The sequence below is a fragment of the Paragemmobacter amnigenus genome, from assembly GCF_009908265.2.
Classification (GTDB): domain Bacteria; phylum Pseudomonadota; class Alphaproteobacteria; order Rhodobacterales; family Rhodobacteraceae; genus Paragemmobacter; species Paragemmobacter amnigenus.
In genome coordinates, this window is record NZ_JAAATX020000008.1 from 128,490 (window position 1) to 149,515 (window position 21,026).

Genomic DNA, 21,026 nt, shown 5'->3' on the forward strand with positions numbered 1-21,026 from the left:
CTCAGACCCCGCCCTCGGCCTGCGCCTGCCGGATCTGGTCGATGCCCTGCTGGATGTCGTTCTCTATCGCCCGCGCCAGCCCCGCCCGGTCCCCCGCCCGCATCGCGGCCAAGGCCTCCTCGTGCCGGTCCGGCAGGGCCGATGCCCCGTAGCGCGCGCAGACCACCCGCAGCGACGGGCCAAAGCGCAGCCACAGCCCCCGCGCGATATCGACCAGTATCGGCGCCTCGGACGCCTCGTACAGCGCGAAGTGGAATTCGTGGTTGGACGACAGGTAATCCGTCACCGACCCCGCGCGGATGGCGCGGTCGACGCGGTCGTCGATCGCCTCCAGCCGGTCGATCAGCGCGGGCGTCAGATGCGCCGCCGCCAGTTCCGCCAGCTTCGGCTCCACCGTCAGCCGGACAAAGGCCAACTGGTCCAGCAGCGCGGGCGTCAGGTTCGGCACCGCCACCCGCCGGTTCCCCTGCGGCAGCAGCGCCCCTTCCGCCGTCAGCCGCCGGATCGCCTCGCGCACCGGCGTCATCCCCGCCTCCAGATCGCGGATCAGCCCCTGGATCGTCACCGGCTGGCCGGGGGCCAGATGTCCGAACAGGATCATGTCGCGCAGACGGCCATAGGTGACCTCGTGCGAAGGTATCTTGCGCGCGTCTTCGTCCATCGTCCCGTCCAACGTTACCACCCGACAGGTAACCGTTGCGCGGGGATTTGATCAAGTTCCAATGCGCCCCCCGCGTCACGCGCCGGGGATATAATCAAAGCGCAGGAAATCCGCCCCCCAACCCCGCCCCGTCAGGTCATAGGCCACCATCCCGACGAAAGCGCCGGTAAAGGACGCATGTTCCCCCCGCCCCCCCTCGTCCGAGATGATCCGCGCATCCAGCACCGGACCCACGGCGCGCAGCGGCTCCGCCCCCGTCGCCACGTGGAACCGCTGCGCGGCCCCCTCCACCTGCACCTCGATCCGCACCACGCCCGCGCCCAGCGGCACCGTGCCGTGAAAGGTCAGCGCCTCCCCCGGCCAGTCGCCAAGGCAGGAGACCAGCGTCAGGCACCGCCCCACCCCCGCCTCGTGCGTCACCAGCGCCGCATGGAACTTGTGGCGGTTGTAATAGGTCACCAGCCCCGCCCCCTGCTGCCAGCCCGCGGGATCGCAGTCCACCACCGTCGCCGCCGCATAGGCGTGATGCTCCTGCCGCCGCGCCACCAGCGCCTGCTCGAACCACGATCCGATGCTTTCCCGCCCCGTGATCCGCAGCGCCTGCCCCGTCAGCCGGAACAGCCGGTCCGGATAGGGCGTCCGCAGCCACTGGAATTCCGGCGGCAGCTCCGCCCGCCCCTGAAAGGACCGGTGCACCGCCCCGTCCGGCCGCCGCCTCGCCGCCGCCCGCACGGCCACCGGCGGGGCCATCCCGCCCCCCTCCAGCCGCGGCCAGCCATCCGCGCCCCAGACCACCCGCGCCAGCCCCGTCTCGCGCCCCAGCGGGCAAAAGCCCCCCTCCAGCGGCCGCCCGCAAAGGAAGCTGTGCAGCCCCTCGCCCTCCGGCGTCTCGACATATTGCCCGTGACCCACGCGCTGCAACGGATGCCCCGCCGCCGCCCGCGCCGTCATCAGATGCACGTCGGGGTGCATCTCGTAAGGCCCCGTCACCGCCCGCGACCGCGCCATGGTGACGGCATGGTCATAGCCCGTGCCTCCCTCGGCCACGGTCAGGTAATACCACCCGTCCCGCCGGAACAGATGCGGCGCCTCGGTCAGACCCAGCCCCGATCCGGTGAAGATCGTGACGACCTCGCCCAGCAGCCCGCGTTCGGGATGCCATTCCTGCAGCTCGATCCCGTCGAAACTGTCATGCGCGGGGTTCAGCCCCGTCCCCCTGCCCCGATGGTTCCAGCGCATGTTCAAAAACCACTTCCGCCCGTCCGCATCATGAAACAGCGACGGATCGAAGCCCGAGGAATTGACATGGACAGGATCGGACCACTCCCCCTCCACCGTCTCGCAGGTGACGATGTAGTTATGCGCGTCCTTGAACGCCCCGTCGAAGCGTTTGACATCGGTATAGACCAGCCAGAACCGCCCGTCCGCATGGGACAGGCAGGGCGCCCAGACCCCGCAACTGTCGGGATTGCCCCGCATGTCCAGTTGCGATGCCCGCCGCAGGGGCCGCGCCGCAAGCTCCCAGTTCACAAGATCGGTGGACCGGTGGATCTGCACCCCGGGATACCATTCGAAGGTCGAGGTGGCGATGTAATAGACCTCCCCCACGCGGCAGATCGACGGATCGGGGTTGAACCCCCGCAGCACCGGATTCTCGATCATCGCCAGCCCCGGATCGTCCGCAAGGAACCGCCCCCCCTCATGCCAGCAGCGCCTCCGCCTCCCCGATGCCCAGCGCCTCGGGCCGCGTGCAGGTCGTCCGCATGGTGACGAAAGCGCCCTCCTCGCCCGATTTCAGGCAGGCCGTCATCACCTCCACCCCGTGCAGCGCGCGGTCGATGGAACAGCGCGCATCCCGCCCGTCGCGGATCGCGGCCACCATATCGGCCAGCCCCGCCATGCGGTAATTCGCATGATCCCCCACCGACGGGTGGTGCGAATTGAAGCGCCCGAAGGGATGGTCCCAGGCCGCCACCTCCTCCACCCTGCCATCCTTCCCCGCCACCTCGACACGGCCGGAAAAGATGTTGGGATCGGGCACGTAGATCGACCCCTCCGTGCCATAAAGCTCCATGTTCGTGCGCTTGTGGCTCCAGACGTCCCAGCTTGTGGACAAGGTCACCGTCGCCCCGCTGACGAAGTCCAGCAGCGCGTGGATATTGGTGGGCGTCCTGACGGGGATCACCTCGCCCCTGCGCGGCTCGGACGAGATCGTCCGCGTTTCGCTTGCCGAGGAGGTCAGCGCCGCCACCCGCCGCACCGGCCCGATCAGGTTGATCAGGTTCGCCACGTAATAGGGGCCAAGGTCCAGCATCGGCCCGCCCCCGGGCAGGAAGAAGAAATCGGGGTTCGGATGCCAATGCTCCATCCCGTGGCTCAGCACCGCGGCACCGCCCGCGGTGATCGTGCCGATCCGCCCCTCGTCGATGATCGCCCGCGCCATCTGGTGCGCCCCGCCAAGGAAGGTGTCCGGCGCGCATCCCACCGACAGCCCCTTGCCCCGCGCCAGATCGCGCAGCGCGAGCCCATCCTCCAGCGTCAGGGTCAGGGGCTTTTCCGAATAGACATGCTTGCCCGCCTGCAGGATCGCCTTGGACACCCCGAAATGCGCATCCGGCACGGTCAGGTTGATGACCACGTCGATCGCGGGATTGCCCAGCAGGTCCTCCACCGACTGCGCCTTCGTGCCGAACTCCGCCGCCCGCGCGCGGGCGGCGTCCATGTTCACGTCCGCCACCGCCCGCACCTCCAGCCCGCGGAAGGACGGCGCCAGCCGCAGATAGGCGGCCGAGATATTGCCGCAGCCGATGATCCCGATCCCCAGTTTCGCCATGTCTCAATACCCCTTCACCGATGCCAGCGACCGCCGCGCGAAGCGCGCGTGATCCGACGGGTTGTCATGTTCGATGATGAAATGCGCGACCCCCGCCCCCCGCAGCAGGCCCATCAGCCCGCGCCAGTCCACCGTGCCGTGGCCCACATCGGCCCAGCCGTCCTCGTCCGCGTTCTGCCCTGCGGGCGCGATGTCCTTCACATGCGCCGCCGTGATCCGCCCCCGCTCTGCCGCGATCCATGCCGCAGGGTCCGCGCCCCCCTTGACCACCCATGCCACGTCCATCTCCCACTCCAGCGACGGCCCGCCCTCCAGCAGCGCGGCCATGGGCACCGTCCCGTCGGGCAGGGGCAGGAATTCGAAATCATGGTTGTGCCAGCCGAACCCCAGCCCCGCCGCGCGGATCGCCGCCCCCGCCCGATCCAGCCGCGCCCCGAAATCGCGCCAGCCCTGCGCGGTGCTCGGGCGGTGGTCCGGATGCACCCACGGGCAATAAATCCGCCCGATCCCTAGCCGCCGCGCGATGTCCACGCATCCGACCGGATCGCCCTCCAGTTGGTCCAGCCCGAAATGCGCCGTAGGCATCCGCAACCCCGTCGCCGCCAGCCCCGCGGCCAGCGCCTCGACCGCCCCCGCATCGGAGTAGAGCGCGCCATACCCCTCCACCGCGCCATAGCCCGCCGCCGCCAGCATCGCCAGCGTGTCCCCCAGCGGCGGGAAATTGCGCGAGGAATAAAGCTGATAGGAAAACATCGGTCAGGCTCCCGCAGGCTCGGGCGACCCGTAGGTCGCGGAATGAAGGTCACGAAGGGTGAAACGCGGCACCACCCCCGCCTCGCGCGGGGTGAAAGTGATCGTCACCGGCAGGCAGGGGATCAGCGTCACGGCATTGTCCGAAAACCGCCCCGCCACATCCGCCTCGACCGCGACAAAGGGCGCCAGCGCCCGCGCGGTCAGCACGATCCGCCACTGCCCGCCCTCCTGCGTCACGGCCATCTCGATCCCGGCAGGCAGCAGGTCATAGGACTTCCACGGCAGCGGCGCATGGACATCCCGCCCCGCCCCCGCCGCGCTGTCCCAGACAAAGGACAGCACCTCGCCCGCCCCCAGATCGCCCGCCGCCACCCGCAGCATCCCCGCCGCGCGGTCCACCGGCACCGGCCCCGCCGCCTCGCCCAGCAGGCGCGCGCTTCCGTCCATCGCCACCGCCCATGCCTCCAGCCGCAACTCCACCGCCTCGCGCAGGTCATTCACCGCCGCCAGCAGGAACCCTTCGGCATCCGGCAGACAGACCACCGTCACCGGCGCATAGAACCGCCGCGCCATGTGGTGCAGCAGCTTCCACCCCCCGCCATGATCCAGCGACGACCACGAACAGACCGGCCATGTATCGTTGAGTTGCCAGTACAGCGTCCCCATGCAATGCGGCTTCAACCCGCGCCAGGCGGTCACGGCGGTGCGGATCGCCAGCCCCTGCTGGATCTGGCTCAGCCAGACGAAATTCGCGAAATCCACCGGAAAGCGGAAATACCGGAACATCGTCTCCGCGATCCGCGCATTGCCGCCCGCGTTCTTCTGGTGGCTCTCCATCACGGGGGCCGCGATGTTGAAATCCGCAGGACCGGCAAAGCGGCGGATCACCTCCAGCGACGGATAGGACTGGAACCCGAATTCCGAACAGAACCTCGGCCGCACGTCGCGGTAATGGTCGAAATCCCGCCCCTCGTGCCAGACGCTCCAGAAATGCATGTCGCCCGCGCTGTCGTCATGCCACGCATCGCCAAAGGCCATCACCCCGGGCGAGGGCGAGGATGGCCACCAGTTCGCCCCCGGCAGCACCGCGCGCAAGGCGGCCTCCACCGTGCGGTTCAACCGGTCGTAACTCACCAGATAGCGGTCGCGGTCCTTGCGCGAACAGTCGAACCAGCCCAGCGCCCCGATCAGCTCGTTATCCCCGCACCACAGCGCGAGGCAGGCATGGTGGTTCAGCCGCGCCACCACATCACGCACCTCGGCGTCGATTTCCGCAAGGAAATCAGGTGTTGACGGGTAAAGGTTGCAAGCGAACATGAAGTCCTGCCAGACCATCAGACCCATCTCGTCGCACAGGTCATAGAACCAGTCCGGTTCATACCGCCCGCCGCCCCAGACGCGGATCATGTTCATCCCCGCATCCACCGCCGATTGCAGCAGGTCGCGCACGCCCTCTTGCGTGATCCGCCCGTGCAGGGCATCCGCCGGAATCCAGTTCGCCCCGCGCGCAAAGATGTCCAGCCCGTTCACGCGGAACCCGAAGGACCGCCCCGCCGCATCCGGCGCCGACACCAGCGCGAGGTCGCGCAGGCCCACCCGCCGCACCGCCCGCGCCGCGCCCAGCGTCACCGTCAACTCGTGCAGCACCTGCGCGCCCCATCCCGCAGGCCACCACAGCGCCGCCCCCTCCACCCGCAGCACCAGCCGCGCCACGCCCCCGCGCAGGGGCGCGCTCGCCGTCACGCCGCACAGCGTCGCCGTCACCTCCACCTGACCGGGCGCCTCGCCCCGCACCTCGACGCCCACCTCCACCGCGCCGCCGCGATGGTCCTGCGTCACGATCACATCCGCGATCCGCGCCCCCTGCCGCTCCAGCCGGATGCCACCCCAGATGCCAAAGGGCGCCAGCGCGATGTTCCAGTCCCAGCCGAAATCGCATTGCGGCTTGCGGATCATGTTGCCGTTGGGGATCGGACAGTTCCCCTCGTGCCACGGCACGAAAAAGGGCTGCGCCGCCTGCAACCGCGCGCCCTCGGCCACCACCGACCGGAAGGTCACGGAAATCTCGTTCCGCCCCCGCCGGATCAGCCCCGCCGCATCCACCCGCCAGCGGCGGAATGCATTGGCCGCCGACAGGACGAGCACCCCGTTCAGCCGCACCTCGGCCAGGGTATCCAGCCCCTCGATCACCAGATCGCAGGGCGCGCCGTCATGGTCGAAGGCCCGCGTCGCAACCCAGTCGCGCCCTGCGATCCAGCGCAGCCCGTATTCATTGCGCCCGTGATAGGGGTCGGGGATCACCCCCGCCGCCTGCAACGCCGAAATCCCGTCGCCCGGCACGGCAAAGGGCACGGAATGCTCCCCCTGCACATCGGCAAGGCTCCAGATGCCGCCCAGATCCTGCATCGCCTAGACCCGCTGTTCCGTCACCGCATCGAAGAGCGACGCCTTGCCCACATCCAGCCGCAGATGCACCGCCGTCCCCGGCGCCAGCCGCCGCTCCACCGGCACCCTGACCGAAAGCTGCGCCCCCCCCGTGGTCAGCCAGACAAGCGAATCCGCCCCCATCGGCTCGTCCAGTTCCACCGTGGCGGGGATGGTCCGCCCCGACTCGGGTTCGTGGACGATGTCGATATGCTCGGGCCGCACGCCCAGAATGGCCTTGGCCATCTCAACCGGCCGCCCGCCGTCATAGCCCTCCAGCGCGATCACCGTCCCCGCGACCGAAAACCCGCGCCCGCCATCCACCACCGCGCCATGCAGGAAATTCATCGACGGGCTGCCGATGAACCCCGCCACGAACAGGTTGGCGGGCTTGTTGTAGATGGTCTGCGGCGCGTCCAGTTGCTGGATGATCCCGCCGCGCATCACCGCGATCCGGTCGGCCAGCGTCAGCGCCTCGATCTGGTCATGGGTCACGTAGACCATCGTGTTGCCCAGCCGCGCGTGCAGCCGCTTGATCTCCACCCTCAACTCGCTGCGCAGCTTGGCATCAAGGTTCGACAGCGGCTCGTCGAACAGGAACACATCCACATCCCGCACCAAGGCCCGCCCGATCGCCACCCGCTGCCGCTGCCCCCCCGACAGCGCACCGGGCTTGCGGTCCAGAAGCGGCCCGATCTGCAATATCTCCGCCGCCCGCGCCACGCGCCTGTCGATCTCGGCCTGCGGCATCCGCGCGTTCTTCAACCCGAAGGACAGGTTCCCCCGCACCGTCATCTGCGGATAAAGCGCGTAGGACTGGAACACCATCCCGATGCCCCGCTCGTTCGGCTCGGCCCATGTCACGTTCTGGCCCTTGATCCAGATCTGCCCGTCCGACAGGTCCAGAAGCCCCGCCAGACAGTTCAAGAGCGTCGACTTCCCGCATCCCGACGGGCCGAGAAGCACGATGAACTCCCCCTCCGCCACTTCCAGATTCAGGTTCTTCAGCACCGACACCGCGCCGAAATTCAGCGTCAGGTCACGGACCGAGATCGAGGATTTCATGCTCATCCCCCTCACCCCTTCACCGCGCCCGCGGCGATGCCGCGCACGAACAGCTTGCCGGACAGGAAATAGACGGTCAGCGGCACAAGGCCGGTCAGCATGGTGGCGGCCATGTTCAGATTGTATTCCTTCACGCCTTGGGTCGAATTGACGATGTTGTTCAGCTGCACGGTCATGGGCCAGTTCTGCGTGCCCGCGAACACCACCCCGAACAGGAAGTCGTTCCAGATGCCGGTGATCTGCAGGATGGTGGCAACGACGAAGATCGGCACCGACATCGGCACCAGCACCTTCAGGAAAATCCCCCAGAACCCCGCCCCGTCCACCCGCGCGGCCTTGAACAGCTCTTCCGGCAGGCTGGCGAAATAGTTGCGGAACAGCAGGGTCAGGATCGGCATCCCGAAGATCGTATGGATCAGGATGACCGCCGGCAGCGTGCCATAGATGCCCAGCTCGCGGCAGATCACCACAAGGGGGTAAAGCATCACCTGATAGGGGATGAAGGACCCGAAGATCAGGATGGTGAAGAACACCTCCGACCCGCGGAATTTCCAGAAGGACAGCGCATAGCCCGACACCGACGCCACCGCCATCGACACGATCACCGACGGCACGGTGATCTGCACCGAATTCCAGAACCCCGCCCGCAGCCCCTCGCATTTCAGCCCCGTGCAGGCCTCCGACCACGCCTTCACCCAGGGCTCGAAGGTGATCTCCACCGGCGGGGCAAAGATGTTGCCCAGCCGTATCTCCGGCATCCCCTTGAGCGAGGTCATCACCATCACCCACAGCGGCAGGATGTAATAGAGCACCGCCACCAGCAGCACGGCGTAAAGCATGATCCGCCGCGGCTCCATGATCCGCTTGGGCTTTCGGCCATGCGGGCTATAGGCATCGATCGGCACCGATGTCGGCATCATCTCAGCGCCCCTTCTTCCGTCCGAATTCAAGATATGCCCATGGGATCACGATGATCAGCACCGACAGCAGCATCATCGTCGACGCCGCCAGCCCCTGCCCGATATTGGCCCGCGCGAACATGTGGTCGAAGACGTATTTCGCAGGCACTTCCGACGCGAACCCCGGCCCCCCGTCGGTCAGCGCCACCACCAGATCGTAAAGCCGCACGATCCCCGACGCGACGATCACCAGCGAGGTGATCATCACCCCCCGCATCATCGGGATCACGATGAAGACATAGGTCTTCCACTTGGGAATCCCGTCCACCCGCGCGGCCTTCCAGATATCCTCGTCGATGCCGCGCAGCCCCGCCAGCATCAGCACCATCACGAACCCCGTCCCCTGCCACAGCCCCGCGATCAGCAGCGCATAGATCACCGTATCCTTGCTGCCGATCAGGTTCAGGCTGAACGTCTCCCATCCCAGCCCGCGCAATGTGGCCTGCAAGCCCAGACCGGGGTCGAGGATCCACTGCCACACCACCCCCGTGACGATGAAGGACAGCGCGAAAGGGTAAAGATAGATGGTCCGGAACGTATCCTCGAAACGGATCTTCTGATCCATCAGCGCGGCCAGCACGAAGCCGATCACGAAGGAGAAGACCAGCGCGAAGACGCCATAGAACAGCAGGTTCGTGACCGACTGCTCCCACCGAGCATTGGAAAACAGCCGCTCGTACTGGTCCAGTCCCACGAATTTCGACACGGGCAGCGCCCGCGACGCGGTAAAGGAATAGACCACCGTCCAGACCGAACAGCCGACAAAGACCACCAGCGCCGTCACGATCATCGGCAAGGTGGCGATCTTGGCCGTCAGGTTGCGGAACAGCGGGTTGGGGCGTCCAGCCTGCGCCATGCATCCTCGCAAGGTCGGGGAATGAAGGAAAAGGCGCGGCCCCGCCACGGGACCGCGCCCGCATCACCGGTCAGTCGGCCGACGACACGATCTCGACATAGCGCGCCTGCGCATCTTCCACCGTCATGTCCGGCGTGGTGAAGAACTCCACCCACAGGTCCTCGAACTGCCCCGTCGTGTCCGACGACCAGACCTGCTCGCCCGAGGGCAGCACGTTGTCGGGGTTGTTCAGGATCTCGATCCCCTTCTGCATGCAGGCATTCGCCGCATCGAGGTTCACATCCGCCCGGATCGGCAGAGACCCCTTCTTCAGGTTGAAGTCCACCTGCACCTCGGGCGACACCAGCAGCGAGGCCATCTTCAACTGCGCGTCGATAACCTCCTGATTGCCATCGGCAGGCTTGGGGAAGAAGAACGCGTCCCCCCCCGTGTCCAGCACGGGGTTGAAGCCCAGACCGGGCAGGCAGTCATATTCCTTGCCCGCCGTCTGCCCTGCGACCGAAAACTCGCCCTGCGCCCAGTCGCCCATGATCTGCGCGCCGGCCTTGCCGGTGATCACCATGTTGGTCGCGTCGTTCCACGCCCGCCCGACATAGCCCTCGTCCACCAGCCCGCGCGCGGCGGCCACGGCCTCGAACACCTTGGTCATCTCGGGCGAGGCGGCAGCCTCCGCCGACTTCTCGATGTTCAGCTTCTTGTAAAGGTCCAGCCCGCCCAGCGCGACGGTGAACACCCCCGCCATGCCGTTGATCTGCCAGGGCTCACCCCCGATCGCCAGCGGCGTTATCCCCTTTTCCTTCAGCGTCGCGGCCGAGGCCACGAATTCGTCCCAGTTGGTCGGCACGGCCAGACCGTTCGCCTCGTAGACCCCGCGGTTCAGCCACATCCACTGGAAGCTGTGGATGTTCACCGGAACGCAATAGATGCGCCCCTCATAGGTGCAGGCATCCAGCAATTTCGCGGGGCGGATGATGTCTTTCCAGCCTTCCGCCTCGGCCAGATCGGTCAGGTCCGTCATCAGCCCCGCCTTGATCAGGTCCTCCGCATCGCGTCCGGTGTTCAGCTGCGTCGCCCCCATCGGGTCGCCACCCGCGATCCGGCTGATGATGATCGGGCGCGCATTGTCGCCCCCTGCAATCGCACCATCAACCCAGGTGATCCCCGCCCCCGTCACAGCATCCGCCATGACCTTCACCGCCGCGGCCTCGCCGCCCGATGTCCACCAGTGCGTCACCTCCAGTTCCACGGCAAGCGCAGTCGACGGCAACACCACCGAGGCCAAAAGCCCGGCAGCCAGAGTAAAGCGTTTCATTGGTTCCTCCCGGTTTCTAAATCGTTATAGTGAATTTCTATAACGTTATAGTTTTCCCGATCAAGCAATCTTTGCGCTTGTGGCGCTGCTTGCCGCGGGGTCAAATGGGGGCGAATCGATCACCCTCCGGACACCGTCCCGCCATGGCCCCCGCCGCCGCCCGCGCAGCCCTGCACAGCCGCCAAAGTCTTGGAACTTCGGGCGAATTTGTCCGTTACGGTTGTGCGCCCGCGGTCCGGACTCCCCCCCGCCACGACGGCAGGACCGCCCCCTTCCCCACGGCAGGTTTCCGCGGCTCCGCAGCGCGGCGCGCCCCCGCCGCAACGCGGCGCAAAGGGCAGCGGCCATGACAGATTCGCCCCTCGCCCTGCCGCCCGAATACCGCCCCACGCTCAAGACCATCGCCGCCGCGACCGGCCTTGCCGTGGCCACTGTCAGCCGCGCCCTGAAAGACGCCCCCGACATCGGCGAGGAAACCAAGCGCCGCGTCCGCGAGACCGCCGAACGGCTGGGCTACCGCCCCAACCGCGCGGGCGTGCGCCTGCGGACGGGCAAGACCAATGTCATCGCCCTCGTCCTCTCGGCCGAGGCGGATGTGATGAACCACACCTCGCAACTCCTGTATTCCATCGCCCGCACGCTGAAAGGCACGGCCTACCACCTCGTGGTGATGCCCTTCTTCCCCGACGAAGACCCGATGACGCCCATCCGCTACATCGTCGAAACCGGATCGGCGGATGGCATCATCCTGAACCAGACCCGCCCCGACGATCCCCGCGTGCGCTACATGCAGGACCGCGGCTTTCCCTTCGCCACCCATGGCCGCACCGACATGGGGCTAGACCACCCCTATTTCGACTTCGACAACGAAGCCTATGCCCGTCAGGCCGTCCGCATCCTGCACCGGCGCGGCCGCCGCCGCCTGATGGTCATCGCGCCCCCCCGCGCCCACAGCTATGCCCGCCACATGCTGGCCGGGTTCGCGGACGAATCCGCGCATCTGGGCCTCGCCTTCGAGGTGGCCGAAACCGTCACCTCCGACAGCGCGGGCCACGACATCGAAACCGCGGTCGAGGCGCGTTTCCGCGCCCCCAACCCGCCTGACGGGCTCGTCCTCGGCTCCACCACCGCCACCATGGCCTCGGTCCATGGCGCAGAGCGGGCAGGCGCGACGCTTGCGCGCGATTTCGATGCCGTGGGCAAAGAGGCGATCCCCTTCCTGCACCGCTTCCGCTCCGACCTCATCGTCCTGCGCGAGGATGTGGGCCGCGCGGGCCACTTCCTTGCCAAGGCCATCATCGCCGCCATCGAACGCCGCGCCCCCGGGGCCGCGCAATTCCTCGATGCGCCCGACCCGAACGAAGGACTCTGAACGACACTCTGCTGGGAGGAGAGAGGATGAAGACGATCAAGGGCCCCGCGCTGTTCCTCGCGCAATTCGCGGGCGATACGGCGCCGTTCAATTCGTGGACGTCGATCACCCGCTGGGCCGCCGATTGCGGCTATGCGGGCGTGCAGGTGCCAAGCTGGGACGCGCGGCTGTTCGATCTGGAAAAGGCTGCCACGTCAAAGGATTACTGCGACACCTTCAAGGGACAGGCGGCCGAGGCGGGCATCGCCGTGACGGAACTTTCCACCCACCTGCAAGGCCAGCTCGTCGCCGTCCATCCCGCCTATGACGCGGCCTTCGACGGCTTTGCCGCCCCCGCCGTGCGCGGCAATCCCAAGGCGCGGGCCGAATGGGCGGTGGATCAGGTCAAGAAGGCGCTGACCGCCTCGCGCAACCTTGGCCTTACGGCCCACGCCACCTTCTCGGGCGCGCTGGCATGGCCCTATGTCTACCCTTGGCCCCAGCGCCCCGCGGGACTGGTCGAGGAAGCCTTCGACGAACTCGCCCGCCGCTGGCTGCCCATCCTGAACCACGCCGAAGAGATGGGGGTGGATGTCTGCTATGAAATCCACCCTGGCGAAGACCTGCATGACGGGATCAGCTACGAGATGTTCCTTGACCGCGTGCAGGGCCACGCGCGGGCCTGCATGCTCTACGACCCCAGCCACTACGTCCTGCAACACCTTGATTATCTGGAACATATCGACATCTACCACGACCGAATCCGCATGTTCCACGTCAAGGATGCCGAGTTGAACCCCACGGGGCGGCAGGGCGTCTATGGCGGCTTCCAGTCCTGGGTCAACCGCGCGGGCCGCTTCCGCAGCCCCGGCGACGGGCAGGTGGATTTCGTGGGCATCTTCTCGAAACTGACGCAGCACGGCTTCGACGGCTGGGCGGTGGTGGAATGGGAATGCTGTCTCAAACACCCCGAGGACGGCGCGCGCGAGGGGGCGGATTTCGTCCGCAACCACATCATCCGCGTCACGGAAAAGGCGTTCGACGATTTCGCGGATGCCGGCACCGACCGCGCCGCGAACCGCCGGATGCTGGGGCTGGATTGAACGGGCGGACCGGGGGTTTCACACCCCCGGACCCCCGTGGGATATTTGAAGAACAGATGAAGACAGGAGGGCAAGGAAATGGCCATTACAGGGGCACATGTGGCGCGGGCGCCGCGCATCCGCCTTGGCATGGTGGGGGGCGGACGCGATGCCTTCATCGGCGCCGTCCACCGCATCGCGGCGCGGATAGATGACCAATATGAACTGGTTGCGGGCTGCTTTTCATCCAGCCCCGAGAAGAGCGCGGCCTCGGGCGCCGACCTTGGAGTCGATCCGCGCCGCACCTATGCCAGCTTTGCCGAAATGGCCACGCGCGAGGCGCGCCGCAAGGACGGGATCGAGGCGGTGGCCATCGTCACCCCCAACCACATGCACGCCCCCGTCGCCCTGCAATTCCTGCGCCGCGGCATCCATGTCATCTGCGACAAGCCCCTGACCGCCACCCTGCCCGAGGCGAAACGTCTGGCCAAGGCCGCCGAGGCGTCAGGCGTGATCTTCGCGCTGACCCACAATTACACCGGCTATCCGATGATCCGGCAGGCCGCCGCGATGGTCAGGAACGGCGATCTGGGCGAGATCCGCGTGGTGCAGGTGGAATACGCGCAGGACTGGCTGGCCGAACCGATCGAGGCATCGGGCCAGAAACAGGCAGACTGGCGCACCGATCCCGCCCGCACCGGCGCGGGCGGGGCGACGGGCGACATCGGCACCCATGCCTTCAACCTTGCCGCCTTCGTCACGGGACTGGAACTCGACAGCCTCGCCGCCGATCTGCAAAGCTTCGTCCCCGGTCGCCGCGTCGATGACAACGGCCATGTCATGCTGCGCTACAAGGGTGGCGCGCGGGGGATGCTCTGGTGCTCGCAAGTGGCGGCAGGCTGCGAAAACGGCCTGCGCCTGCGCGTCTACGGCACCAAGGCGGGCATCGAATGGGCGCAGGAGGATCCGAACTACCTCTGGGTCGGCCCGCTGAACCAGCCGAAATACCGCATCACCCGCGGCGGTGCCGGATCGGGGCCAGAGGCGGGCCGCGTGACCCGCGTGCCCCCCGGCCATCCCGAAGGCTATCTGGAAGGCTTCGCCAACATCTATGCCGAAGCCGCCCGCGCCATCCTCGCCCGCCGCGACGGCGGAACGGTGGACCCCGCCGTCACCTTCCCCGGCCTGAAGGAAGGGGTCGAGGGCGTGGCTTTCGTCGATGCCTGCGTGCGCTCGTCGAAACGCAACGGGGCATGGGTCACGCTGGCGCTCTGACCTGCCCGCGCGGGCGGGCGGGGTCATCCCGCCCGCAGCCGCGCCCTTTCGCGCTGCAACCACAGCGCCGTCAGGATCAGCGGCGCATTGGCGATCTCGCCCGACGCCACCAGCTCCATCATCCGGTCGAACCCCACCAGATGCCCGCGGATATCCTCGGCCTCCGACGCCTCGCCGAAAACACCCGCCACGCCATCGGGCAGATCGGTCAGCGCGACATAGGAATAAAGGTATTCCGACACCGCCCCCGGGCTGGGGTAATAGCCCGCCACCGGCAACAGCGCGCCAAGCTCCAGCCCCGCCTCTTCCTTCGCCTCGCGCCGCGCCGCCTCCTCCGGCGTCTCGCCGGGGTCGATCCGCCCCGCCACGGCCTCCAACTGCCATGCCGCCGCATCGCCCCGCGCCATCGGTCCCGCGCGGAACTGCTCGACCAGCAGCACCCGGTCGCGCACCGGATCATAGGGCAGCACCGTCACCGCATCCGCCATGACAAAGATCGCCCGATCGACCGGCGCGCCCATGGTCCCGTCGAACTGGCGCCAGCCCACCGCCCATTCCTCGACCGCGAAGAAGCGCGCATAGGGCAGCCGCCGCTCTGCCACCACCAGATCGCCCGCCCCCGCCTGCCGGCGCAGCGTCGCTGGCGCATCCCCCTGCGCGCGCACATGGCTTGCCCCGCGCACCAGCATCGCGCCATAGCGCGCCGCGACCTCTTCCGCCGGAACCCGCCCCATCAGCGCCATGAAATCCGCCGCCGTCGCCACCGCCGCCGCGCCGTACCGCGCCACCCAATCCGGCAGCGACCACGCTGCCGCAGGTTGCCACCGCCCGGCCTGCGGGAAATAGACCCGCGCCATCACCGCGCGCCCGTCTGCCGCCCGCACCGCCACGTCCCGCGTGTCATAGCGGAACCCGCCTTCGTAATAATCCAGCCGCGCCGCCTCGTCCGGGGACAGGCCCTCGACCAGCATCCCCCCCGCCGCCCCGCCCGCCTCGGGCACGATCAGGGGGAAGGCCCCGCCCTCTGCCCAATAGACCGCATGCTCCGCCAGCGTCGCAGGCTGCATCGCGGGCAGACGGCCCATCACCTGCCGCAGCAGCGGCGCATGGCACAGCGTGCCGTAAAAGAAGAAAGCCGCCATGATCCCCCGGTTCCGCCCCTCAGCGCCAGCGCCGCCCTGCGGCCTCGGTCACCATCCCCGCCAGCATCCCCCCGAAGAACAGCATCCCCAGCACCGGAACCGCCAACAGCGCGCTGCCATAATCGACGAAGCGTTCGAAAACATCCAGAACCGCATCCATCGGCCCGCGATAGCGCCCCCTGAGCGATGCCTTGATCATCGCCCCCACGGCCAGCAGGACCAGCGCCGACAGCACCCCCACAGAGGTGGACCGCAACCCCGTCGCCGCCGCCTCGGCCAGCGATCCCCGCCGCGCCCGCCCCGAGATCATCCACCCCGACAGCGCCCCGCACAGGACCGCCGCCTCGAACATCCGCCCCACGCGCAGCGACTCGGGCATCACCTCGCGCAGGACCAGACAGGTCGCAAAGCCCAGCATGGCGAAAGCGAAGGCTGCGACCAGCTTGGCGGCTGTGGGCATGGAGGGGGCCTCACTTGGGGCGGGTGACGGTAATCTGTGTTACGTCGCAGTTTCCGCCCTCGAAGGCCCCCGCGCAAGAGGTCAGGTAAAAGTTCCACATCCGCCGGAACCGGTCGTCGAATCCCATACGCGCCACCTCGTCCCAGCGCGCGTTGAAGGTCTCGTGCCAGCGCCGCAGGGTCTGGCTGTAGCTCTGTCCGAACTCGATCGACCCCTTCACCCGCAGCCCCGCCTTCTCCACCTCGGCCCGCAGGACCGAGGGCGAGGGCAGCATCCCGCCCGGGAAGATGTATTTCTGGATGAAATCCACCCCGCGCCGATAGACCTCCCACCGCTTGTCCGCGATGGTGATGATCTGCAACGTCGCGTGCCGACCGGGTTTCAGCCGCTCCCGCAGCGTGTCGAAATAGACGGGCCAGTACCGCTCGCCCACCGCCTCGAACATCTCGATCGAGGCGATGCCGTCATAAAGCCCCGTCTCGTCGCGGTAATCCTGCAGCTTGATCTCCACGCGGTCCGACAGCCCCGCCTTGGCCATGCGCGCCACCGCATAGTCATATTGCGCGCGGCTGATCGTCAGCCCCGTAACGCGCAGCCCCCGCTCCTTCGCGGCATATTCCGCAAACCCGCCCCAGCCGCAGCCGATCTCCAGCACATGGTCGCCCGGATTGGCCCCCATCTGGTCGACCATCGACTTGTATTTCTCGGTCTGCGCCGCCTCCAGCCCCTCCTGCCCCGTGCGGAAGATCGCGCTGGAATAGGTCATCGTCTCGTCCAGCCACAGCCGGTAGAAATCATTGCCCAGATCGTAATGATAGCTGATGTTCTTGCGCGCCTGCTTCCTGCTGTTCGATTGCAGCCAGAAACGCATCCGCTCGTAGAACCGCACGAAGGTCATCCCGGGAAAGCCGTCATTGACGGGGTCGTTCTCGGGCAATTGCACCAGATCCATCAGCGCCTGCAGATCCGGCGTCGACCACCACCCTTCCAGATAGGCGTCGCAAAAGCCCAGATCCCCCTCGCGGACCAGCCGGGCAAAGGTATCGGCATTGTGGATCACGATCTCGCCCACCGGCCCCGCCTTGGGTGCGTCGATGCGGAACCTCCGCCCGTCGGGAAGAACGAAATCAAGCCGCCCGCGCCCCATCCCCTTCACCACCTCGAACGCACGGGCAAAATAGCGCGGCAGGCCGGATTGGCCCTTGATGCTTGTCAGAACGTCCATGGACTCCCCACGTTTCTTGTTTTTGGCGGCAACAGTCACAGATACGCGCGCCGCACTCAAGGGTTTCATACAGGCTTTCGCGGCAACCACCACCGCCTTTCCCCGACGTCAGCCGGCCACGCCGCCCCGCCCCGCATAGGCCGCCAGCGCCCGCGCCCGCCCCTCGGCCAGATCGACGATCCGCGCCGGATAGGGCCGCGCGGGGTCCAGCCGCCACGACAGCGGCACCGCCTCGAAGAAGGCCCGCGCCTCGGCCCCCGCCGCGCGCTGCCCCTCGGCGATGAAGCGGCGGCGATAGGCGCCTTTGGGATCGAACTTCTCCACCTGCGTGGCGGGGTTGAAGATGCGGAAATAGGGCGCCGCATCCGGCCCCGACCCCGCCGCCCATTGCCAGCCCATCGCATTGGCCGCAGGGTCCCAGTCGACCAGACAGTCGGCAAACCAGTCCAGCCCGATCTTCCAATGCGTCATCAGATGCTTGGTCAGGTAGGACGCGACGATCATCCGCCCGCGATTGTGCATCGTGCCCGTCACATACATCTCGCGCATCGCGGCATCGACGAAAGGCTCGCCCGTCATACCGCGCCGCCATGCCTCGGCCTGCGGCCCGTCACCCTGCCACGGAAAGGCGTCCCACTCCGGCTTCCAGTTTCGTTCCGCGATATGCGGGCTGTGATGCAGAAGGTGATACGCGAACTCGCGCCAGACCAACTCTTTCAGGAACGTCTCGGCCCCCGCCGCGCCGCGGTGGAACGCGGCCATCGCCGCATGCCAGACCCGCCGGATGCCGATCTCGCCATAGGTCAGGTTCTCGGACAGGCGCGAGGTGCCCGCGACCGCCGGCAGATCGCGCGCGCTGTCATAGCCCTCCACCGGACCTGACAGGAACTCGGCCAGCCGCACCCGCGCCGCCGCCTCGCCCACGCGCACATGCGCCGCCACCACCGCCGCGCCCCGCCGCATGGCGGCCCCCATCCGCCAATCCTCCAGCCGCTCCGACACGGGCCAGCGCGCGGGCGCGGGCAGCCGTTCGGGCGCGGGCACCGGGGCCGGAACATCCATCCCCCGCACCGTGCGCCAATAGGGGGTGTAGACACGGTAGAACCCGCCCTGCCCCGTCGCCACCGTCCATGGCTCGTGCAGCAGATGGCCCGCATGGCTTTCGCCCAGCAGCCCCCGCGCGCGCAGGGCCGATTTCACCCCCGTATCCCGCGCCTTGGCCGCCGGATCGTAAAGCCGCGACCACATCACCCCTGCAGCCCCCGTCTCCTCGACCAGCGCCAGCAGGACCGCCGCCGCCGCACCCCGCCGCAGCACCAGCCGCGACCCCGCCGCCTCCAGCCGCCGCGCAAACTCGGCCACGCCCAGCCCCAGCCGCCATTTCGCCGCCGCGCCCAGCGCCTCCGTCTCGGGGTCCAGCACGAAAACAGGGATCAGCGGCCGCCCCGTGGCAAGGGCGGCGCTCAGCATGGGCAGGTCGTCCAGCCGCAGGTCGCGGCGGAACCACAGGATCAGGGGAGGGGTCGTCATGTCATCCGTTCCGCTTCGCGGCACTACCTATGCCGCAGACGGCGGTTTCAAGGGCAAAAGCCAAGGGCGCGGGAAAAACCCGCGCCCCCTGTTCCGCATCACACCTGTCCGGCGGCCCGATCAGGCCCCCGACCCGTCAGTCGAAGGCGCCTCTCCACCGGACGAGGGGTCACCGCCCGAAGAGGGGTCACCGCCCGAAGAGGGGTCACCGCCCGAAGAGGGGTCCCCGCCCGAAGAGGGGTCACCGCCCGCCGGTTCGCTCGATGCTGTCGCACTGCTCCGCGCGGCACCGTCATCGGCAGGACCGGTCGTCTGGGTCTGGTCCTCCTGCTTGTCCTCCAGCTTGCCTTCTTTAACCAGTTCCTCGGCCAGCACCTGCAGGTCTCCCTTGGCCTCCTCGTAGTCTGTGATGGCCTGCTCACCGTCCCCGATCGTCTGCTCGGCGTCCTCGACTACCTCATTGGCCCCCGTCGCCTCGCTTCCCTTCGTATCCGGGTCGTCCGCCTCGCCGACCGCATCGGTCAGACCTGCGACCTCATTGCCTTTCTCGTCGACCGTGCCATTCAGCAATTTCTCGACTTCCTCGTCCGTCTCGGCCGCGGCCTGCACGTCCTCGTCGTTGATCAGTTCGTTGGCCTGCTCGATGCGCGATTTCAGGCCATCGTCGTTGCGCAGCGGTTTCCCGTCTTCGCCAAGGATCGGCTCGCCCTCCTCGTCCGTCTTGATCGTGCCGTTGATCGCCTGATCAAGCTCTGCCAGCGCCTCCTCGAGTTTCGTCTTCGCCTGCTCCGCGTCCTCATTCATCCACGCCGCATCGACCAGCGCGATGGCATCCTCGACCTTCTGGCGATAGTATCCGATGTTCTGGATGCCCTCTTTCGTCAGGTCGAGGTCGAGGTTGGCATCAAGGGCAGCGATGTAGCCATCGGCACCGCCCAATTTCCCGACAGCCTCGTCATAGACCGAGATCAGCCCTTCAAGCCTCTCCTTGTCATAGATAGCCTGAAGTGTCGGGTTATCGCGGTCGAACGTGTCCAGCGCTTGACGTGCCGCAATTGCGGCATTGAGCTGGTTAATCTTCGTCTGGTTGGGCCGCTGCTTGCTCTGCTCTTGCTGAAGCTGTGTCGTAAGCGACTGGAGGCTCCGGCTGTCCCCGCTGCCACCTGGGGTGTTGGCTTCCAGCACCCTCTCGATGTCTGCGCGCGTCAGACCGTTGTTGTCCGTGTCATAGGTTAACTTCAGAGTGGCAAACGTGTCCTTGATCGTCTGGATGTTCACCCCGTTCAACTGGTTTGTCAGGTTGGTCAGGGTGTTACCCCAAGCCGTCCTGTCGGTACCGAACCGCGTGGGGATCGCATTGATCGCATCCGTGACGGCAGTCCCCAACGCGTCATAGCCCAGCGTGCCCTTCAACTCGGTCACCGCCGTCTGCAAATTGCCCTCGGCCGTCTCCAGATTTCCGGCTGCCGTGGTGTAGGCGCTGATCGCGTCCCGGATCTGCTGCGTGTAGACCGGCAGCGCCTCGATCTTCTTGACCTCGTCTTCAAGGGCGGCCTCGTCCCCCTCTTCCATCGCAGTCATCAGACGGGCCTTCACATCCGCCTGCAGCGTTAGCCGCCGGACCACGCCCAGCGCATCATTGACATCCGACTGCGCCTCCACGACCGCGCCCGCGGCATTCTGGACGTTGGTCAACGCCGCTTGCAGCGCATCGATCATGGCCTTGTTGTCGATACCGGGACCACCGCCCCCGCCCAATGTCAGCCCACCCCCGCCGCCGCCCGCCGTCACGCCGGGGATCGACCCCGTCGGCAGGTCCAGCACCTCCAGCAGGATTTCAGGACAGGCATCCGCCATCGCAGCCGCAGCGGCATCCAGATCGGCCCGCACGCGGAAGGCCACCGGATCGGCCGAGGCCTCGGCGCAGAGAACCGCAGCATCGGGAAGAGCCGCCATCGCAACCTAGGGTGCCGCTGTCATAAGCAGCATGCCCAACACACATCTTGCACCACCAAAGGTACGCATATCCACACCACACTAAAAAACGCCCCAGCCAGACGTATATCATATGGTCAAAAGTATGGAAATACGCAATCTC

At 67.3% G+C, this 21,026-nt stretch carries 17 protein-coding genes; 3 read left to right on the forward strand and 14 right to left on the reverse strand.

The window, feature by feature from the left end; all coding sequences use genetic code 11:
• Position 1: 1 nt before the first annotated feature.
• From GU927_RS12580 to GU927_RS12620, 9 genes are all read right to left on the reverse strand, one after another.
• Positions 2-661: a GntR family transcriptional regulator gene (locus tag GU927_RS12580; protein WP_161762800.1), complete on the reverse strand. Its 660-nt coding sequence runs from the start codon at positions 659-661 to the stop codon at positions 2-4.
• A 75-nt stretch (positions 662-736) separates the two neighbouring features.
• Positions 737-2,323: a glycoside hydrolase family 43 protein gene (locus tag GU927_RS12585; protein WP_161762801.1), complete on the reverse strand. Its 1,587-nt coding sequence runs from the start codon at positions 2,321-2,323 to the stop codon at positions 737-739.
• A 37-nt stretch (positions 2,324-2,360) separates the two neighbouring features.
• Positions 2,361-3,494, reverse strand: coding sequence for a Gfo/Idh/MocA family protein (locus tag GU927_RS12590; RefSeq protein WP_161762802.1), 1,134 nt, complete (start codon positions 3,492-3,494; stop codon positions 2,361-2,363).
• 3 nt (positions 3,495-3,497) lie between these two features.
• A complete protein-coding gene (locus GU927_RS12595; protein WP_161762803.1) occupies positions 3,498-4,247 on the reverse strand; it encodes a sugar phosphate isomerase/epimerase family protein in 750 nt (249 codons plus the stop codon).
• A 3-nt stretch (positions 4,248-4,250) separates the two neighbouring features.
• Positions 4,251-6,653, reverse strand: a complete 2,403-nt coding sequence (locus GU927_RS12600; RefSeq protein WP_161762804.1) for a beta-mannosidase — start codon at positions 6,651-6,653, stop codon at positions 4,251-4,253.
• A gap of 3 nt (positions 6,654-6,656) precedes the next feature.
• Positions 6,657-7,736 (reverse strand): ABC transporter ATP-binding protein, encoded by a 1,080-nt coding sequence (locus tag GU927_RS12605; protein ID WP_161762885.1) that lies wholly within the window; start codon positions 7,734-7,736, stop codon positions 6,657-6,659.
• A gap of 11 nt (positions 7,737-7,747) precedes the next feature.
• Positions 7,748-8,656 (reverse strand): carbohydrate ABC transporter permease, encoded by a 909-nt coding sequence (locus tag GU927_RS12610; RefSeq protein WP_161762805.1) that lies wholly within the window; start codon positions 8,654-8,656, stop codon positions 7,748-7,750.
• A gap of 1 nt (position 8,657) precedes the next feature.
• A complete protein-coding gene (locus GU927_RS12615; RefSeq protein WP_161762806.1) occupies positions 8,658-9,551 on the reverse strand; it encodes a carbohydrate ABC transporter permease in 894 nt (297 codons plus the stop codon).
• Between the two features lie 70 nt (positions 9,552-9,621).
• Entirely contained in the window at positions 9,622-10,863 is a 1,242-nt protein-coding gene (locus GU927_RS12620; protein ID WP_161762807.1) for an ABC transporter substrate-binding protein, read from the reverse strand.
• A gap of 346 nt (positions 10,864-11,209) precedes the next feature.
• On the opposite strand from GU927_RS12620, the gene GU927_RS12625 reads away from it, so the two are divergent.
• From GU927_RS12625 to GU927_RS12635, 3 genes are all read left to right on the forward strand, one after another.
• Positions 11,210-12,235 carry a LacI family DNA-binding transcriptional regulator gene (locus GU927_RS12625; RefSeq protein WP_161762808.1) on the forward strand — a complete coding sequence of 342 codons (1,026 nt, stop codon included), beginning with the start codon at positions 11,210-11,212 and terminating at the stop codon, positions 12,233-12,235.
• A 26-nt stretch (positions 12,236-12,261) separates the two neighbouring features.
• Entirely contained in the window at positions 12,262-13,317 is a 1,056-nt protein-coding gene (locus tag GU927_RS12630) for a sugar phosphate isomerase/epimerase family protein (protein WP_161762809.1), read from the forward strand.
• Between the two features lie 78 nt (positions 13,318-13,395).
• A complete protein-coding gene (locus GU927_RS12635) occupies positions 13,396-14,571 on the forward strand; it encodes a Gfo/Idh/MocA family protein (protein ID WP_161762810.1) in 1,176 nt (391 codons plus the stop codon).
• Positions 14,572-14,594: 23 nt separating this feature from the next.
• Here GU927_RS12635 and GU927_RS12640 read toward each other — a convergent pair whose 3' ends face one another.
• The 5 genes from GU927_RS12640 to GU927_RS12660 form a co-directional block, all read right to left on the reverse strand.
• Positions 14,595-15,713 (reverse strand): NUDIX domain-containing protein, encoded by a 1,119-nt coding sequence (locus GU927_RS12640; RefSeq protein ID WP_161762811.1) that lies wholly within the window; start codon positions 15,711-15,713, stop codon positions 14,595-14,597.
• Between the two features lie 19 nt (positions 15,714-15,732).
• A complete protein-coding gene (locus GU927_RS12645) occupies positions 15,733-16,173 on the reverse strand; it encodes a TrgA family protein (protein WP_161762812.1) in 441 nt (146 codons plus the stop codon).
• A gap of 10 nt (positions 16,174-16,183) precedes the next feature.
• The gene (locus tag GU927_RS12650) at positions 16,184-17,398 is read right to left on the reverse strand and encodes an SAM-dependent methyltransferase (RefSeq protein ID WP_161762813.1); all 1,215 of its coding nucleotides are present in this window, start codon (positions 17,396-17,398) and stop codon (positions 16,184-16,186) included.
• Positions 17,399-17,506: 108 nt separating this feature from the next.
• On the reverse strand, positions 17,507-18,928 hold the full coding sequence (locus GU927_RS12655) for a cryptochrome/photolyase family protein (protein ID WP_161762814.1): 1,422 nt from the start codon (positions 18,926-18,928) through the stop codon (positions 17,507-17,509).
• A gap of 120 nt (positions 18,929-19,048) precedes the next feature.
• A complete protein-coding gene (locus GU927_RS12660; protein WP_161762815.1) occupies positions 19,049-20,884 on the reverse strand; it encodes a hypothetical protein in 1,836 nt (611 codons plus the stop codon).
• Positions 20,885-21,026 lie beyond the last annotated feature (142 nt).

What these genes read in the sequence shown, in the direction of transcription:
- GU927_RS12580 (WP_161762800.1), bottom strand. Translation starts at nt 661, where the DNA reads ATGGACGAAGACGCGCGCAAGATACCTTCGCACGAGGTCACCTATGGC.
- GU927_RS12585 (WP_161762801.1), bottom strand. Translation starts at nt 2,323, where the DNA reads ATGATCGAGAATCCGGTGCTGCGGGGGTTCAACCCCGATCCGTCGATC.
- GU927_RS12590 (WP_161762802.1), bottom strand. Translation starts at nt 3,494, where the DNA reads ATGGCGAAACTGGGGATCGGGATCATCGGCTGCGGCAATATCTCGGCC.
- GU927_RS12595 (WP_161762803.1), bottom strand. Translation starts at nt 4,247, where the DNA reads ATGTTTTCCTATCAGCTTTATTCCTCGCGCAATTTCCCGCCGCTGGGG.
- GU927_RS12600 (WP_161762804.1), bottom strand. Translation starts at nt 6,653, where the DNA reads ATGCAGGATCTGGGCGGCATCTGGAGCCTTGCCGATGTGCAGGGGGAG.
- GU927_RS12605 (WP_161762885.1), bottom strand. Translation starts at nt 7,736, where the DNA reads ATGAAATCCTCGATCTCGGTCCGTGACCTGACGCTGAATTTCGGCGCG.
- GU927_RS12610 (WP_161762805.1), bottom strand. Translation starts at nt 8,656, where the DNA reads ATGATGCCGACATCGGTGCCGATCGATGCCTATAGCCCGCATGGCCGA.
- GU927_RS12615 (WP_161762806.1), bottom strand. Translation starts at nt 9,551, where the DNA reads ATGGCGCAGGCTGGACGCCCCAACCCGCTGTTCCGCAACCTGACGGCC.
- GU927_RS12620 (WP_161762807.1), bottom strand. Translation starts at nt 10,863, where the DNA reads ATGAAACGCTTTACTCTGGCTGCCGGGCTTTTGGCCTCGGTGGTGTTG.
- GU927_RS12625 (WP_161762808.1), top strand. Translation starts at nt 11,210, where the DNA reads ATGACAGATTCGCCCCTCGCCCTGCCGCCCGAATACCGCCCCACGCTC.
- GU927_RS12630 (WP_161762809.1), top strand. Translation starts at nt 12,262, where the DNA reads ATGAAGACGATCAAGGGCCCCGCGCTGTTCCTCGCGCAATTCGCGGGC.
- GU927_RS12635 (WP_161762810.1), top strand. Translation starts at nt 13,396, where the DNA reads ATGGCCATTACAGGGGCACATGTGGCGCGGGCGCCGCGCATCCGCCTT.
- GU927_RS12640 (WP_161762811.1), bottom strand. Translation starts at nt 15,713, where the DNA reads ATGGCGGCTTTCTTCTTTTACGGCACGCTGTGCCATGCGCCGCTGCTG.
- GU927_RS12645 (WP_161762812.1), bottom strand. Translation starts at nt 16,173, where the DNA reads ATGCCCACAGCCGCCAAGCTGGTCGCAGCCTTCGCTTTCGCCATGCTG.
- GU927_RS12650 (WP_161762813.1), bottom strand. Translation starts at nt 17,398, where the DNA reads ATGGACGTTCTGACAAGCATCAAGGGCCAATCCGGCCTGCCGCGCTAT.
- GU927_RS12655 (WP_161762814.1), bottom strand. Translation starts at nt 18,928, where the DNA reads ATGACGACCCCTCCCCTGATCCTGTGGTTCCGCCGCGACCTGCGGCTG.
- GU927_RS12660 (WP_161762815.1), bottom strand. Translation starts at nt 20,884, where the DNA reads ATGGCGGCTCTTCCCGATGCTGCGGTTCTCTGCGCCGAGGCCTCGGCC.